We start from the raw sequence: 15963 nt of genomic DNA, 5'->3' as shown, positions 1-15963 counted from the left end.
TTGCGCAATCTTCGCTGTACAGGGGCGTGCACGGTGGCGTTGCAAATGTCGTCGTACAGGTGGCGTTGCACAAGATTCAGCGAGCCGATCTCTACAGCCCAATACTCGGAGTATACGGCCCTTGGCCAGCCTTGATCGGGCGGTCGCTGCAGATCACAGTCCCGCATGCCCATCGAGGGTCGTGGCGCGACGACCCGCGTGTGTCGAAGAGCTCGTCGCTGTGTCCGTTACCCTGAACACCCGTGGCCACCAATAGCAACGTCGCGTCGAACCCTGCCGTCGATCTGATCGTCGTCGGGTCCGGGTTCTTCGGCCTGACCATCGCCGAGCGTGCAGCGACACAACTCGGCAAGCGCGTCCTGGTGGTCGAGCGCAGGTCACACATCGGCGGCAACGCCTACTCCGAACCCGAACCCGAGACCGGCATCGAGGTGCACAAGTACGGAGCACACTTGTTCCACACGTCGAACAAGAAGGTGTGGGACTACGTCAACCGGTTCACCGACTTCACGGGCTACCAGCATCGGGTCTTCGCGATGCACGGCGGCCAGGCGTACCAGTTCCCCATGGGACTAGGACTGGTCTCGCAGTTCTTCGGTAGGTACTACAGCCCCGACGAGGCGCGCGAACTCATAGCCGAGCAGTCCAGCGAGATCGACACCAAGGACGCCAAGAACCTCGAGGAGAAGGCGATCAGCCTGATCGGTCGACCGCTCTACGAGGCGTTCATCAAGGCCTACACGGCCAAACAGTGGCAGACCGACCCGAAGAACCTGCCCGCGTCGAACATCACGCGGCTGCCGGTCCGCTACACCTTCGACAACCGCTACTTCAACGACACCTACGAGGGACTGCCGGTCGAGGGCTACACCGCGTGGCTGGAGAACATGGCTGCCGACGAGCGCATCGAGGTGCGCCTCGACACCGACTGGTTCGCTGTGCGTGACGAGATTCGCGCCGCCAACCCCGATGCCCCTGTCGTCTACACCGGTCCGCTCGACCGGTACTTCGACTACTCGGCGGGGCGCCTCGGCTGGCGCACCCTGGACTTCGAGACCGAGGTCCTGCCCACGGGAGACTTCCAGGGAACCCCGGTGATGAACTACAACGACGCCGACGTCCCCTTCACGCGTATCCACGAGTTCCGGCACTTCCATCCCGAGCGGAAGAACTACCCGACGGACAAGACCGTCATCATGCGCGAGTTCAGCCGATTCGCGAACGACGACGACGAGCCGTACTACCCCATCAACACCCCGGAGGACCGCGACAAGCTCGCTGCCTACCGAGAACTGGCCAAGACCGAGACCGCGTCTGCCAAGGTGCTGTTCGGCGGTCGGCTCGGCACCTATCAATACCTGGACATGCACATGGCGATCGCAAGTGCGCTCACCATGTACGAGAACACGCTGGCGCCGCACCTGACCGACGGTGCGCCGCTGGCGGAGGCGGAGTAGATGAGCGTGACTGTTTCGAACGAGACGACCGAGCTCGGCGCGACCCCGGTGACCGATACGGCGCAGGCGCCGACCGAACCCGACTCGAAGGCCGTCGAACTGCTGCAGCGGGTGATCTTCCCGCGTCCGGGTGAGCCCATCGACGTGCGCTCGCTCTATCAGGTGGAATCGGACAACAACACACGTCGCGCCCACGCCCCGACGCGGACGTCGGTGCTGCTCGCCGCCGAGTCCGAGGTGAGCTTCGAGACGTACTTCAACGCGTTCGCGGCGTCGTATTGGCGACGCTGGTCGGTCCTGAAGTCGGTGGTGCTGCGCGTCGAGGTCCGTGGTACGTGCCGCGTCGACCTGTACCGCTCGAAGGTCGACGGCTCGCGCATCGGCATCGGTGGTGATCTGGTGCCCACCGACGAAAACGGTTATGGCGTCCTCGAATTCGAACTCGACCTGGGGCCATTCGAGGACGGCGGCTGGATCTGGTTCGACGTCACCACCGATACCGACACCGAGATCGTCTCGGCGGGGTGGTATTCGGCAGTAGCGGCCGCGACCGGCCCGGAGACCAAGCGCGTCACCGTCGGCATCCCGACCTTCAACCGGCCGACCGACGCGGTCAATGCACTCTCGGCGCTCACGTCGGATCCGTTGGTGGACGGGGTGATCGACGCGGTGCTGATGCCCGACCAGGGTACGCGCAACGTCGTCGACGAGCCGGGCTACGACGAGGCCGCCGCCGCGCTGGGCGACCGGCTGCACATCTTCGACCAGGGAAACCTCGGCGGTTCCGGTGGCTACGCACGCATCATGTACGAGGCGCTGCGGCTCACCGACAGCCCGTACATCCTGTACATGGACGACGACATCGCGATCGAGCCCGATTCCATCCTGCGCGCTCTGGCGATGTCACGATTTGCCAAGACCCCCATGCTCGTCGGCGGGCAGATGCTCAATCTGCAGGACCGCAGTCACCTGCATTCGATGGGTGAGGTGATCAACCACCACACGTTCATGTGGACGGCCGCCCCGTTCGTCGACTACGACCACGATTTCGCGAGATACCCTCTCCGCGACCGGGAGAACTCCAAGAACCTGCACCGACGCATCGACGTCGAGGGCAACGGTTGGTGGATGTGCATGATCCCGCGCGAGTGCGCGGAGCAGATCGGTCTGCCGATGCCGTTGTTTATCAAGTGGGACGACTGGGAGTACGCGCTGCGCGCCGCCAAGGCCGGATATCCGACCGCCACCATCCCGGGTATCGCGATCTGGCACATGGCCTGGAGTGACAAGGACGACGCCATCGACTGGCAGGCCTACTTCCATCTGCGCAATCGACTGGTGGTCGCGGCTGTCCACCACGACGGACCGATCAAGGGCATTCTGCAGTCGATGGTCAAGGCGACTGCAAAACATCTTCTGAGCCTTGAATATTCGACGGTGGCGATTCAGAACGAAGCGATCCGCGATTTCCTCGCCGGACCCGACCACATCCGCGACCTACTGCCGACCGCGCTCCCCAAGATCGCGGAGATGCGCAAGCAGTACCCCGACGCGGTCGTGTTGCCCTCGGCGACCGAACTGCCCCGAACCAGCGGCGAGGCAACGCATCTCGGTGTCAACGTGCCGACCAACCCGGTGAGCAAGCTCAAGGCGCTCGCGGCGTCGGTGGTCAACAACCTGCGCCCGGCCGACCCTCGTCATCACGAGGTGCCGCAAGCCAATTACCCGCCCATCGAGGCCCGCTGGTTCTCGCTGGGCCGAGTCGACGGCGTCACGGTGACCACCGCGGACGGCCGGGGAGTGGTCTATCGGCAACGCGATCGCGACAAGATGATCGCGCTCGCACGCGAATCGGCCGCGCTGGTGCGCGAACTCAACGAGAGGTTCCCCGAGATGGCACAGCGCTACCGTGCCGCTCATCAGGAACTGACCAGTAAGGAGAGCTGGGCGGGTGTCTTCGGAATTGAGTGACCCAGGCGAAGCCAGTAGCGCGGAGTCGGGCAGCACGGGGGAACCGACCGGCGCTGCACCAGGTGATCGTGAGGTCGCCGAGCGTGACGCGTTGGACAGTCGCGAGGTCGACGCGTTGATCGCGATCCAGGACGCGCTCTACGACCGACCGGGAGTACTTCCCGCGGCACGCGCTCTCTCGCATTTCGGCGAGCACTCCCTCGGCTGGCTGGCGATCTCGGGAATCGGCTACGTTGTGGCCCGCCGTCGTGGTGACTCGGTCGCGACGCGACGTTGGGTCGAGGCAGGTGTCGGCGCATTCGGAACGCACGCCGCGTCGGTGATCATCAAACGCATCGTCCGCAGGCCCCGCCCGCACGATCCGAGGATTCGTATCGGTGTCTCGACGCCGAGCAAGCTGAGCTTCCCGTCGTCGCATGCGACGTCGACCACTGCCGCCGCGATCCTGATCGGTCGGGCCGCCGGATTGCCGCCCTACCTGCTACCCGCGGTTCTGGTGCCACCTATGCTCACGTCGCGACTTGTGCTCGGAGTGCATTACCCGAGCGATGTCGCCGCGGGAGCTGCGCTCGGGGCACTGGGTGCGGGGGCCGTCGTCGGCGGTGACACACTTCTCGAGCGTGCATCGCGAACGGTTGCCGGGCATCCGCGCGCCACTCGCACCGCGCGTGTGGCGGCCCGAGCCGGCGCGCTTGCGCTCCTGCCCGGGCAGACCGCACGCACAGCGGCCGCGTGGGTGATCAGGAACCGAGGAGAGGCATGAGCGAGGAGCCCATCGAGCACGACAAGAAGGTCGGCCCACCCAAGAACAGGGTCGACGGGCTGATCAAGGCGTTGCGCCCACGACAGTGGGTCAAGAACGTCCTGGTCCTCGCGGCGCCTCTGGCCGCGGGCAGCATCACCGACGTCCACGTGCTCGGCCGCGCGGCCATCGCCTTCGTGGCCTTCTGCCTCGCAGCGTCGTGCATCTATCTGATCAACGACGCCATCGACGTCGATTCCGATCGCAATCACCCGACCAAGCGGTACCGCCCGATCGCGGCAGGCGTCGTGCCGGTCAAGCTGGCGTACGTGCTGGCCGTGGTGCTCGGCATCGCGTCGCTGTTGATCGCGTACTCGGCGAACTGGCAGACCGCGGTGGTCATCGCCGTCTATCTGGTGATTCAGCTCGGCTACTGCTTCGGGCTCAAGAATCAGCCCGTCATCGACATCTGCATAGTCTCGTCGGGCTTCCTGTTGCGCGCGATCGCCGGTGGTACCGCGACCGACATCAAGCTCTCGCAGTGGTTCTTGCTGGTCATGGCGTTCGGATCGCTGTTCATGGCTGCGGGCAAGCGCTACGCCGAACTGGTGCTCGCCGAGCGCACCGGCGCCAAGATCCGGAAGTCGCTGCAGTACTACACCACCAGCTATCTGCGCTTCGTGTGGACGCTCTCGGCAACGCTCGTCGTCGCGTTCTACGGGTTGTGGGCATTCGACAAGAATTCCGGACACGACACCAACGTCTGGTATGCCATCTCGATGGTTCCGTTCACCATCGCGATTCTGCGGTACGCAGTGGTCGTGGACGGCGGTACCGCCGGCGAGCCGGAAGAGATCGCCTTCGGCGACCGCATTCTGCAGATCCTGGCTCTGGCCTGGATCGTCTGCGTGGGTGTCGCGGTCTATGCCGTCTGACGTTCGCGACGAGCCCGCTCGCGCGGGTAGGCACAGACTTCGCGAGATCCCCACCGCACACATCACCGACCACGACGTCGCCGGCATCCGCCCAGCCGACAGAACTGCGCGGGATCTCGGCACGGACGACACCACGGTCATCGGTGCTGTCGACATGGACGACACCATGGTCATCGATGCCCTGGACGGGGAATCCGATGCCGTCGGCGCCGAATCGGGTGCCCTCGACGCGGAATCGGGTGCCGTGGCCGGGGGACCGGGTGCTGTCGGCGACGGGCCGCCCCCGGGCGGTGGCCGTCGGCGATTTCTGTCGTCGTGGGGCCCCCGCGAGTGGACCGCGTCGATCAGCTTCCTGATCGGTGCCGTCGCGGTCACGACCTTCTTCGCCATCGGTGCCTGGCAACGCAGGTGGATCGCCGACGACGGTCTGATCGTGCTGCGCACCCTGCGCAATCTGTTCGCAGGCAACGGCCCGGTGTTCAACGCGGGCGAGCGTGTCGAGGCCAACACCTCGACGGCGTGGACGTATCTGCTGTGGTTCTGGGCGTGGGTCACCGACGGTCAGCTGGAGTACGTCGCGCTCTGGGTGGCGTTGGTGTTGTCGGTGTCGGCGATCCCGATCGCGATGTACGGCACGGCTCGTCTACTCGGTCCGCGCATCAGTGGTCCGGCCGCGAGCGGGATCACGCTGCTGTTGCCGCTCGGCGCGATCGTGTACATCGCGATCCCGCCCGCTCGCGATTTCGCGACGAGTGGTCTGGAGAACGGACTGTGCATCTTCTGGGTCGCGGTGCTGTGGTGCCTGCTGATCGCGTGGAGTCGACGACGGCCGGACAGTGCTACTCGTGCCGAGACCGTAGAGCGTCCCGGCACGAGGTATCGAGGGACGGCGGCAACGCTGTTCCTCGCCTTCTGGGCGGGGCTCGCCCCGCTGATCCGTCCCGAACTGACCGTGATCGGTGGCATCGCGCTCGTGCTCGTGTTCCTGGCGCCGCTGTCGTGGCGGATGCGCGTCGGCGTCGTACTCTGCGCCGCGGTGCTGCCGGTCGGCTACCAGATATTCCGGATGGGGTACTACGCGCTGCTCGTGCCGAACCCGGCCGTCGCAAAAGATGCGAGCGGCTCCAAATGGCATCAGGGCTTCATCTATCTCGGTAACCTCTTCGGGCCGTACACGCTCGTGCTTCCCGTCATCATGGCGATCCTCGCGGGAGTGCTGGTGACCGTCGGCGTGCGGGCGACCAGGCGTCGACAGGCCGACGTCGCCACGAAAACCGGTTCGGCTGATGCGACCGGCCGCCCGACCGTCCGCGAGCGCTTGGCCGGATGGTCCCGTGGACTCCAGACCCCGACGACCGTCACGGTCGCGGTCGTTCTCGGAGGGCTCGTGGTCGGCGTCTACTGGCTGCGCCAGGGCGGCGATTTCATGCACGGCCGAGTACTCCTCACGCCGCTGTTCACGCTTCTGCTGCCGGTCATGGTCGTACCGCTGTCGGTGCCCGCTCTCGCCGACATGCGCGCAGCAGTCGGCCGCGGCGTCGACGCCGCCCGAGATCGCGACCGACGTCGTCGGGCGTGGGTCCAACTCGGTGGCGCGGTCGTGATGGCCGCACTGTGGGTCACCACACTCGTCTGGGCGATCGTCTGCCACGAGAAGGTCCTGCCCAACGCTGGCATCGACATCGGTCGCAGCGGGATCGTCGACGAACGTCGGTTCTATGTGACCAACATGGGCAACGAGAACCCTGTCACCGCTGCCGATTACCTCGACTATCCGCGCATGCGGGCGATGGTCGAGCGGATCGACGAGTACAGGACCCAGGGCGGCGTGATCCTCCCGTCGAACAACTACGACGAGTGGTACGTGGCCAAGCTGCCCGACAACACTCCGCAGGACAAGCGCAAGGCGACCGTGTACTTCCTCAACCTGGGGATGACGAGCATGAACGCGCCGCTCGATGTCCGAGTGATCGATCAGATGGGCCTCGCGTACCCGATCGCCGCGCACACCGAGCGTCTCGAGGACGGCCGGATCGGACACGACAAGAATCTCCCCGCGGAGTGGGTCGTCGCGGAGGCCGGCGCCTATCCCAGGTGGCCGGTGCTGCCGGGCTTCCTCGACGAGGACGTCGTCGCCCAGGCGCGCGAGGCGCTCACCTGTCAGCAGACCGTGGACAGGATCGAGTCGTACAAGGACACCTGGTCGATGGAGAGATTCAAGAAGAATCTCTCCGAGTCGTTCGGCTTCACCGACTATCGGATTCAACGCAATCCGGAGTACGAGCTGCAGCGCTGCGGTCTACCGATTCCGCCCCGACTCCACCCGAGATGAGCGTCACAGTTGCGCGCATCGTCGAGCGACTTCTGTGCAGCTCACGCGTCTGATCCCGTGTGCGGGATACAGGCGATTTGTCCTGTTATGTATCGGATAGGTAACGTCCAACCCTGATAAAGCGATGAGAGATGAGACCGGCGGTAGAGGTCGATCGGCTCCGCGTCGACGTCGAGAGACGTGAGATGTGGTGGCGGTCACACTGATTGTCAGTGTGTTCGCCTATGCAATAGGCTCCCGAATCGTTGTGCATTGCATACGAGCGGTGTGCTCCACGCACCGTGTGCGATGTGTCGCGCATGAGGTGGATGGTTGTTGCTTCGGGGAACCCGCGCCGATTGGTTGATATCGCGCACGTAACGATCTGGTGCCTGGTGTGTCCTGTGGGACGCATGGGGACTGGTAACAGAGGAGAGTTTGGTCGATGGGAGTAGCGGTGAGGTCGGGATCATCCGTATCCGGAACGCGCGGCAGATTCCGGCTTCGTAGCCGGTTGGTGGCGGTGACCGTCGCGTTGATGACTGTGGCGGGCCTGGCGTCGGTCATCAGCGGTGCAGGTACTGCGGATGCACGCGTCAACGGCACGCCTGCGGGCAAGAGCGAGTGGTGGATCGATGCCTGTGGCATGCCCACCAATGGCGCCTTCGGCAACAAGTCGATGGCCCCGGGCAAGGTCAAGGTGCGTTCGTGGTTCAAGCCGGGCAACACCCGCACCGTCGTCCTGCTCGACGGCATGCGTGCCCAGTACGACTTCTCGGGCTGGGAGATCAACACCAACGTCCAGGAGCTCGTCAATCAAGGCGTGAACGTGGTCGAGCCGATCGGCGGACCCGCCAGCTTCTACACCGACTGGAACGCGCCCAGTAACTTCAACGGCCAGCAGCGCCGGTACATGTGGGAGTGCGTGATCCAGAACCGTCTGGTTCCGGCTCTGCGCAGCAAGGGCTTCAAGGGCAAGGGCGGCAAGTTCGCCATCATGGGCATCTCGTCCGGCGGTAACGCCGCCCTCGTGCTGGCTGCCAAGCGTCCCGACCTGTACTACGCGGCCGGCTCGCTGTCGGGTTACGACTTCCTGAGCGCTCCCGGCATGCACACGATGCTCCGTCTGGCCATGCTCGACGTCGATCCCAAGCCGTGGAACGTCGACGCGATGTGGGGACCGCCGTGGGATCAGCGTTGGTACGACAACGATCCGTTCATGCTGATCAACCGGATGCATCACCTCAAGGTGTTCACCGGGTCGGGCAACGGACTCTTCGGCCGCTACAACGCGCTTCCGAACGTCTTCGACGACCTGTTCAAGGGGTCGACGCTCGAGGTGCTGGCACTGGCGCAGCGCAAGGCCTTCGAGGTCGCGGCGTTCACCCAGGGCATCAACCTCATGACCTACGACGCCAACGGCACCCACGCGTGGGGCTACTGGCAGGACATGGTGTGGAACGCCTACCAGCGAGGCTTCTTCCGCTGATCTGATCAGCGCAGGCACGTGCACGCGACCCCGACCGGTATTCCGGTCGGGGTCGCGTCGTCTGCACTGTGATCCGTATCAGATCCCATACGCATCACAAGTCACAGAAATCTCACCCGCCTCAGCGCGTCGCGCGTGGAATCGGCGTCGGAGAGGGTAAGAAACACCTGAGGCTAAACGTGGCTAGTGGGACTTGTGTGATCTCTGGTGTGAATGTGAACAAGCCGGAGACCCTTGCCCACGGTGTGAAGGAAGTGGGAGACGGATGCGTCCAGCGGTAAGTGATGACCGGCCGGCACGGGGCGGGCATCGTGGACATCGGATGGTTCGGGTTGCTGCGACGGTGGTGGCGACCGTTGCGGTGACCGCCGGCCTGACAGTCGCAGGGCAGGCGGTTGCGCCCGCCGATCCGCCCGCAGCACCCCCGGCGCAGCCGTCAGCGCCTGCCCAACCCGGCCCGCCTGCCCAACCCGCGCCGCCCGCACCCGAGGCGCCTGCGCAGCAGCCGCCTGCGGCCGCGCCCTCCCCAGCCGCAGCACCAGCACAGCCTGCGCGGGTGACCAAGGTCTTCTGGTACACCGACCGTCGGGTCGCACTATGGGTGCACTCTCCCGCGATGAACACCGACATCCAGGTGCAGATCCTGCTCGCGCGTGACTGGTGGGCACACCCGGACGCCAAGTTCCCGCAACTCACGATGCTCGACGGCTTGCGGGCCCAGGACGACCAGAGCGGTTGGGTGATCAACACCAACATCGTCGACTTCTACAAGGACAAGAACGTCAACGTCATCCTGCCGATCGGTGGGGAGTCGAGTTTCTACACCGACTGGAAGCAACCCGATCGCGGCAAGACCTACAAGTGGGAGACGTTCCTCATCCACGAGCTGCCCCCGATCATCGAGGGCGACTGGCGTTCGACGGACGTGCGTGGCATCGAGGGGCTGTCGATGGGCGGTACCGGAGCGATGATGCTCGCCGCCCGCAACCCGGGCTTCTACAAGTTCGCGGCGTCGTTCTCGGGCATCCTGCAGTTGACGTCGACCGGTATGCCGCAGGCGATCCAGTTCGCACAGCGCGACGGCGGCGGCTACAACTCGATGAACATGTTCGGGCCGCCGAGCGATCCCGCGTGGAAGGAACACGATCCGTTCCTCATCGCCGACAAGCTGCGGGGCACCAGACTCTACGTCTCGTCGGGCAACGGACTCGTCGGGCCGCACGACAAGCCGTCGGACATCCCACTGCTCGCCACGAACTACTCCGGCGTCGGCCTGGAGCTGCTCAGCCGCGTGACCTCGCAGCAGTTCGCGATCAAACTGAACGAACTCGGTATACCGGGGCAGGCGGTGTACCGGCCGTCGGGAACGCACACGTGGGCCTACTGGGAATTCGAGATGGCACAGGCGTGGCCCCAGGCCGCTGCGGCGCTCGGACTCGGCGGCGACAAGGTCGCGTGCCGTCCGTCCGCCCCGTTCAAGAAGGTCGCCGACGCGAACAAGCTGGGGGGCTGCCTGACTCCCGAGTACGCGGTGCCCGGCGGGCGTGCACAGGACTTCGCGCAGGGCCGTGTGATCACCGGACCGAAGGGGCCCAAGGCGGTCACCGGCGCGATCGGCGGCGCGTACGCGTCGATCGGTGGGCCGGGCGGCAAACTCGGACTGCCGACCAGTGACGAACTGCCCACCCGCGACGGCAAGGGACGGTTCAACACGTTCGAGCGCGGCAAGATCTCGTGGACGGCCAAGGGCGGGACGGTCATCGGTAAGTGATCACCGCACGCAGCACCCGGCGCCCAGTCTGGTCGATTGTTCGACACATACTCGGTGCCGGGTGTGCCCGCGCTGAGATCTCGCTGAGGAATCAACGCATTCCCGCAGGTGGCGCCCACGCGGTGGTCGGCGCGGGTCGGACGGCGGAGTAGCCTTGCGTCGGTGCTGAAATGGCCGGGTCGGGTGTGATGAGGAAGTGATGATGAGGAAGTTCTTCGGGTTGGGTGTGATCATGGCGGGAGTTGCTCTCGCGGGTGGGCTGTCTGCCTGCTCGGACGACTCGACGGCCAGCGCGCCGATCACGAGCGATCCCGTCACCACCACGTCGATGTACTCCTCGCCCGCGTCGTCCTCTGCGAAGGCGTCGGAGACCGAGAAGACGGAGTCGTCGGCCGCTGCCGCACCAGGCGGTACGAAGGTCTCCGGTTCGACGACGTTGCCTGCGACAGCACCGAACACGACCACCAAGGTGCCGGAGAACTTCCCCGGCCCGGGCGGCGAGCAGGTGAGCGACAAGGGCAAGAAGTATCTGCAGGCGCTCAAGGACCAGAACATCAGCTTCGCCGGTGACTCCGACAACTCCGTCGCGCTCAACAGCGCCGAATACGTCTGCGCTCAGCAGGCCAAGGGAGCCGATCCGACGACGGTGAAGGCCTTTGTGACCGCGATGATCGGTCCGAGTTCGAAGAACGCCGCCGAGGCGAATTCCAGGGCCGACAAGGTCATCAAAGCCGCACGTGACAACTACTGCTAGGCGTGAGCGCCAAGCGTAGTGGCGCCGGTCGTCGTAAGGGTCGTCGACTTGGCCGGATCGCACTGTTCCTAGCCCTTCTCGCCCTCGTCGCGATCGTGCTGATCGTGATCCTGGTGATCACTCTGCTCAAGCCCGGACCGCCGAACATTCCCGGCGGTCAGGGGCCGTCGACGAGCGCCCCGTCGGGAGAACGACCGCAAGCGCAGTCCGCGGACTGCCCCGACGTGCTCACACTCGTCATCCCCGGTACCTGGGAATCGTCCGCCGACGACGACCCCATGAATCCGACGGCCAACAAGGCGTCGCTGATGCGGCGTGTGTCGACGGCGCTGCAGGATCAGTACCCGACGTCGCGCACCGAGGTCTACACGGTGCCCTACATCGCGCAGTTCCGTAACCCGACGAACCTCAGCGATCGCCAGGCCGACTACAACGTCTCACGTCAACAGGGTTACGACCGTGCCGCGGCCAAGCTGCGCGACACCAACAAGAAGTGTCCACTGACGAGGTACGTGATCATGGGCTTCTCGCAGGGTGCCGTCATCGGCGGCGACCTCGCGAGCAACATCGGCAATGGTCGTGGGCCGATCGACGCCTCCGATCAGGACCTCGTGCTCGGTGTCGGACTGATCGCCGACGGCCGCCGTGAGAAGGGGCAGCAGAACGACATCGGTCCCGATCCCGATGGCGTCGGCGCCGAGGTCGCACTCGGCGGAATGGGCAAGCTCGTGCCGGGCATCACGATGACCGGGTCACGCAGCGGTGGATTCGGAGAACTGCGCGATCGGGTTCAATCCATTTGTGCTCCAGGCGATCTCATCTGTGATTCGCCCACAGTCGCCAACCCGGTCGGCGCCGTCGGGCAGCTCGCCGGTGCCATCAACAACCCCGTGCACGCGATGTATGCCACCAAGCGGTACTGGCAGCTCGACGGGAGCAGTGCGACGCAGTGGATGTACGGGTGGTCGAACAAGGTCATCGCCGACGCCCCCCATCCGGCGCACAACTGATCAGCCCCCGCTCGTCGCCGGTGTGCCCCGCGCACCGGGTGACCGCCCGCGCGCGGCATCGGGCTCGTCTCTCCGCTAGGTCATTTGTCCCGCTCGGAGCGGTCGCGGCCGTGTTTGGGTAGCACCGTCGACCTGCATTACCGTGGTGCGGTCGGGCACACCGCCCATCAGACCAACCGGCATCACCACCGGTGACCGCAGCGATGCGTGAGGAGAAGCAGGCGACGATGAGTGACCCCGGGGGACTGCGCAAGTTCCGATTCGGAGCCGGTGGCGAGGGCAACAAGGACGAGGGCGGAGCCCGCAAGTTCGTGAAGTTGGCCCAGACTGCCGAGGAGTACGGCTACGACACGTTCGCCGTGCCCGATCACCTCGGCAACCAGGTCGGTCCCCTCGCCGCACTCGGTGCGTTGAGTCAGGCGACGAGCACCATCCGCCTGGGCACCTCGGTGCTCGCCAACGGGTTCCGTCATCCGGCGATCCTGGCCAAGGAGGCCAACACGATCGACGTGCTGAGCAAGGGGCGACTCGAGCTCGGAATCGGTGCTGGCTGGATGAAAGAGGAGTTCGACAAGGCGGGTATCGAGTTCGAGACGCCCGGCGTGCGCATTCGCAAACTCGACGAGTCGCTGACCATCCTGGACAAGTTGATGCGCGGCGAAACCGTCGACTTCGACGGCGAGTTCTATCAGATCCACGGCCTCGAGGGCAGCCCGCGACCGCGCCAGGGGCCGCGGCCGCCGATCGCCGTCGGTGGTGGTGGACCGAAGATGCTCGCCCTGGCCGCCAAACACGCCGACATCATCTCGGTCGCCCCGGGAACGACCCCCGACGGCAAGATGAAGCTGTCGGACATGACGATCGAGAAGACCGCTGCGCGCGTCGACCGGATCCGTCAGGCGGCGGGCGACCGTTTCGCCGACATCGAGCTGAACTGGACCATCGCGGTCATCGTCATCACCGACGACCGCGAGGCCACTGCGGAGATGGCGCTCAAGGCGCTCGCGCAGGGGTACCCGCCGAACATCGCGCACGACACCGAGTTCACCGTCGAGGACGTGCTGACGTCGCCCTACATCGCCATCGGGTCGTTCGAGGAGATCGCCGATCAGATCCGCGAGGTGCGTCGCCGCACGACGATGTCGTACGTGGGAGTCTTCCCGACGCAGATGGACGCTTTTGCGCCTGTTCTGGCCCAATTGAAGGGGGAGTAGGATTGTCGACGGCCCATTTCGCCTCAGTCGAAATGGGCTGACGTGAATTCGCCCGTGTATGACCCCGGCATATGTCGGAATTCCGGCGTCATGAAGGCGCAATTCACCATACGCCAAGATTCGGACGGGTAGTCGCGTGTGCGCTACCGTGTCACGCGTCGACGACGCGGACATGACGCCCGAGAAGACGTGGTACCTGCGGGGAGTGCCACGACACCGCGCCGCCACGGCGCACGGACGTGGTCGCCCGCGAGGGGGCCACAGGAGTGATGGATGCTGAACACAGAATTTGAGCAGTTCCTCGATGAGAACGGCAACCTGCATTTCACCGAGGACGCGACGCTGGTCGACTATGTCGAGCAGAACGTGCGCGATCAGGCGGACACGCTGGCGTACCGTTTCATCGACTACAGCCGCGAGCGCGACGGAGAGGCACAGGACCTCACGTGGGCGCAGTTCGGCAAGCGTCTGCGCGCTGTCGCCGCCCGGCTGCAACAGGTCACCAAGCCCGGCGACCGGGTCGCGATTCTCGCCCCGCAGTCGCTCGAATACGTGATCGGCTTCTTCTCCGCGCTGTATGCGAGCAACGTCGCGGTGCCGCTCTTCAGCCCCGACGAACCCGGCCACACCGACCGCCTGACCGCGGTGCTCGCCGACTGCAAGCCGACGGCGATTTTGACATCGACCAAATCGGCGGAGGCCGTGCGCGACTTCTTCGCAGGCGTTCCCGCCAAGGAACGTCCCCGCGTGATCGCCGTCGACGCCGTCCCCGACTCGGTCGGGTCGAGCTGGGTCGCACCGGTTGCCGGTAAGGACCACAACCGCGACACCGTCGCCTACCTGCAGTACACCTCCGGTTCGACCCGTGTGCCCGCGGGTGTCGAGATCACCTACGAGGCGGTCGCCGCGAACTGCCTGCAGATCTACGACTGCATCGAGATCGACCGCAATGCGCGCGGTGTCACCTGGCTCCCGATGTTCCACGACATGGGACTGCTCACCGTGATCCTGCCTGCGCTCGGCGGCCGCTACATCACGATCATGAGCCCGCAGGCATTCGTGCGCAGGCCCGGCCGCTGGATCAAGGAACTCGCTGCCGCCAGCGACGGTGCGGAAACCTACGCCGCGGCCCCGAACTTCGCCTACGAGCATGCGGCAGTCCGCGGTCTGCCCAAGGACGGCGAGCACCTCGACCTCTCGAACGTCATCGGACTGATCAACGGCTCCGAACCGGTCACGGTCAGCTCGATGAAGAAGTTCAACGAGGCGTTCGGTCCGTACGGGTTGCCCAAGACCGCGATCAAGCCCTGCTACGGCATGGCCGAGGCGACGCTGTTCGTCTCCGCCACTCAGCGCAACAACGAGGCCAAGGTCATCTACGTCGATCGCGACGAGCTCAACGCCGGCCACATGAAGATCGTCGACCAGCATGCACCGAACGCTGTCGCGCAGGTTTCCTGCGGGCAGGTTGCACTGAGTCAGTGGGCCGCGATCGTCGACGCCGCGGAGTACGACGAGACCGGGACCGGCGTCGAAAAGGCCGACGGCGAGGTCGGCGAGATCTGGTTGCACGGACTCAACATCGGTGCCGGCTACTGGAACAAGCCGGAGGAGAGCGCCGCGACGTTCCACAACACGATCTCCACGCCGCTCGCCGAGGGCAGCCACACCGACGGCGCGCCGTCCGATGCGCAGTGGATGCGCACGGGCGACTACGGCGTGTGGCTCGACGGCGAGCTGTACATCACCGGCCGTGTCAAGGATCTCGTGATCGTCGACGGCCGCAACCATTACCCGCAGGATCTCGAGTTCAGTGCACAGGAAGCCAGCGCCGCGCTGCGGCCGGGCTTCGTCGCTGCCTTCGCCGTACCCGCGAACCAGCTGCCTGCCGAAGTGTTCGAGAACGCGGCGAGCGGCTTGAAGTTCGACGCGGACGACGCGTCGGAGCAATTGGTGATCGTCGCCGAGCGCGGTCCGGGAAAGAAGACCGATCCGCAGGAGATCGCCGACACCGTGCGCGCCGCGATCGCCCAGCGGCACGGCGTGATGGCGCGCGACGTGCTCCTCGTTCCCGCGGGCTCGATCCCGCGCACGAGTAGCGGCAAGATCGCGCGACGCGCCACCAAGGCTGCCTACATCGACGGCCGACTGCGGGGCGGATACAAGCAGGACGCCTTCCCCGATGCGGGCCACTGAGAGGCAACCCGATTCATCAGGAGTCGACGCAGGCATCGGCCATCGCCGACGCCGCGTCGGGCCACCCCCGCGGGGTCGTCGGAATGACGGACCGCACTCGTTAGTCTGGAAGC

11 protein-coding genes are annotated in these 15963 nt (G+C 65.5%); all 11 read left to right on the top strand.

Features of this window, described 5'->3' with window-relative positions; genetic code table 11:
• Nucleotides 1-242: 242 nt before the first annotated feature.
• The 11 genes from glf (at nucleotide 243) to fadD32 (ending at nucleotide 15850) form a co-directional block, all read left to right on the top strand.
• Nucleotides 243-1457 (top strand): UDP-galactopyranose mutase, encoded by a 1215-nt coding sequence (glf, locus tag LK459_RS07835; RefSeq protein ID WP_227922581.1) that lies wholly within the window; start codon nucleotides 243-245, stop codon nucleotides 1455-1457.
• Complete coding sequence (locus LK459_RS07830; RefSeq protein ID WP_227922580.1) at nucleotides 1458-3428, top strand: glycosyltransferase; 1971 nt, start codon at nucleotides 1458-1460, stop codon at nucleotides 3426-3428.
• A complete protein-coding gene (locus tag LK459_RS07825) occupies nucleotides 3409-4191 on the top strand; it encodes a phosphatase PAP2 family protein (protein ID WP_227922576.1) in 783 nt (260 codons plus the stop codon). Before LK459_RS07830 ends, LK459_RS07825 begins: the two co-directional genes overlap by 20 nt.
• The gene (locus LK459_RS07820; RefSeq protein ID WP_007238271.1) at nucleotides 4188-5105 is read left to right on the top strand and encodes a decaprenyl-phosphate phosphoribosyltransferase; all 918 of its coding nucleotides are present in this window, start codon (nucleotides 4188-4190) and stop codon (nucleotides 5103-5105) included. The genes LK459_RS07825 and LK459_RS07820 overlap by 4 nt, the downstream gene beginning before the upstream one ends.
• Nucleotides 5095-7437: a flagellar motor control protein ZomB gene (gene zomB, locus LK459_RS07815; protein WP_227922575.1), complete on the top strand. Its 2343-nt coding sequence runs from the start codon at nucleotides 5095-5097 to the stop codon at nucleotides 7435-7437. Before LK459_RS07820 ends, zomB begins: the two co-directional genes overlap by 11 nt.
• Before the next feature lie 424 nt (nucleotides 7438-7861).
• Nucleotides 7862-8905, top strand: coding sequence for an alpha/beta hydrolase (locus LK459_RS07810; protein WP_407648748.1), 1044 nt, complete (start codon nucleotides 7862-7864; stop codon nucleotides 8903-8905).
• A gap of 322 nt (nucleotides 8906-9227) precedes the next feature.
• Nucleotides 9228-10676 (top strand): alpha/beta hydrolase-fold protein, encoded by a 1449-nt coding sequence (locus LK459_RS07805; protein ID WP_227922571.1) that lies wholly within the window; start codon nucleotides 9228-9230, stop codon nucleotides 10674-10676.
• Between the two features lie 202 nt (nucleotides 10677-10878).
• Nucleotides 10879-11430 (top strand): DUF732 domain-containing protein, encoded by a 552-nt coding sequence (locus LK459_RS07800; protein ID WP_227922570.1) that lies wholly within the window; start codon nucleotides 10879-10881, stop codon nucleotides 11428-11430.
• Between the two features lie 2 nt (nucleotides 11431-11432).
• Complete coding sequence (locus LK459_RS07795) at nucleotides 11433-12440, top strand: cutinase family protein (RefSeq protein WP_007238266.1); 1008 nt, start codon at nucleotides 11433-11435, stop codon at nucleotides 12438-12440.
• A 227-nt stretch (nucleotides 12441-12667) separates the two neighbouring features.
• Nucleotides 12668-13654, top strand: a complete 987-nt coding sequence (locus LK459_RS07790) for an LLM class F420-dependent oxidoreductase (protein WP_007238265.1) — start codon at nucleotides 12668-12670, stop codon at nucleotides 13652-13654.
• A 273-nt stretch (nucleotides 13655-13927) separates the two neighbouring features.
• A complete protein-coding gene (fadD32, locus tag LK459_RS07785) occupies nucleotides 13928-15850 on the top strand; it encodes a long-chain-fatty-acid--AMP ligase FadD32 (RefSeq protein WP_007238264.1) in 1923 nt (640 codons plus the stop codon).
• Nucleotides 15851-15963: the final 113 nt, after the last annotated feature.

Origin of the sequence: Gordonia otitidis (assembly GCF_020735545.1) — a bacterium.
In the GTDB taxonomy this organism is placed as follows: domain Bacteria; phylum Actinomycetota; class Actinomycetes; order Mycobacteriales; family Mycobacteriaceae; genus Gordonia; species Gordonia otitidis.
Note: the sequence above shows the minus strand (reverse complement) of the source record. Positions and strands in the feature narration are given on the sequence as shown.

Coding starts and splice junctions, on each gene's coding strand:
- LK459_RS07830 (WP_227922580.1), top strand. CDS start 1,458: ATGAGCGTGACTGTTTCGAACGAGACGACCGAGCTCGGCGCGACCCCG.
- LK459_RS07820 (WP_007238271.1), top strand. CDS start 4,188: ATGAGCGAGGAGCCCATCGAGCACGACAAGAAGGTCGGCCCACCCAAG.
- zomB (WP_227922575.1), top strand. CDS start 5,095: ATGCCGTCTGACGTTCGCGACGAGCCCGCTCGCGCGGGTAGGCACAGA.
- LK459_RS07810 (WP_407648748.1), top strand. CDS start 7,862: ATGGGAGTAGCGGTGAGGTCGGGATCATCCGTATCCGGAACGCGCGGC.
- LK459_RS07805 (WP_227922571.1), top strand. CDS start 9,228: ATGGTTCGGGTTGCTGCGACGGTGGTGGCGACCGTTGCGGTGACCGCC.
- LK459_RS07800 (WP_227922570.1), top strand. CDS start 10,879: ATGAGGAAGTTCTTCGGGTTGGGTGTGATCATGGCGGGAGTTGCTCTC.
- LK459_RS07790 (WP_007238265.1), top strand. CDS start 12,668: ATGAGTGACCCCGGGGGACTGCGCAAGTTCCGATTCGGAGCCGGTGGC.
- fadD32 (WP_007238264.1), top strand. CDS start 13,928: ATGCTGAACACAGAATTTGAGCAGTTCCTCGATGAGAACGGCAACCTG.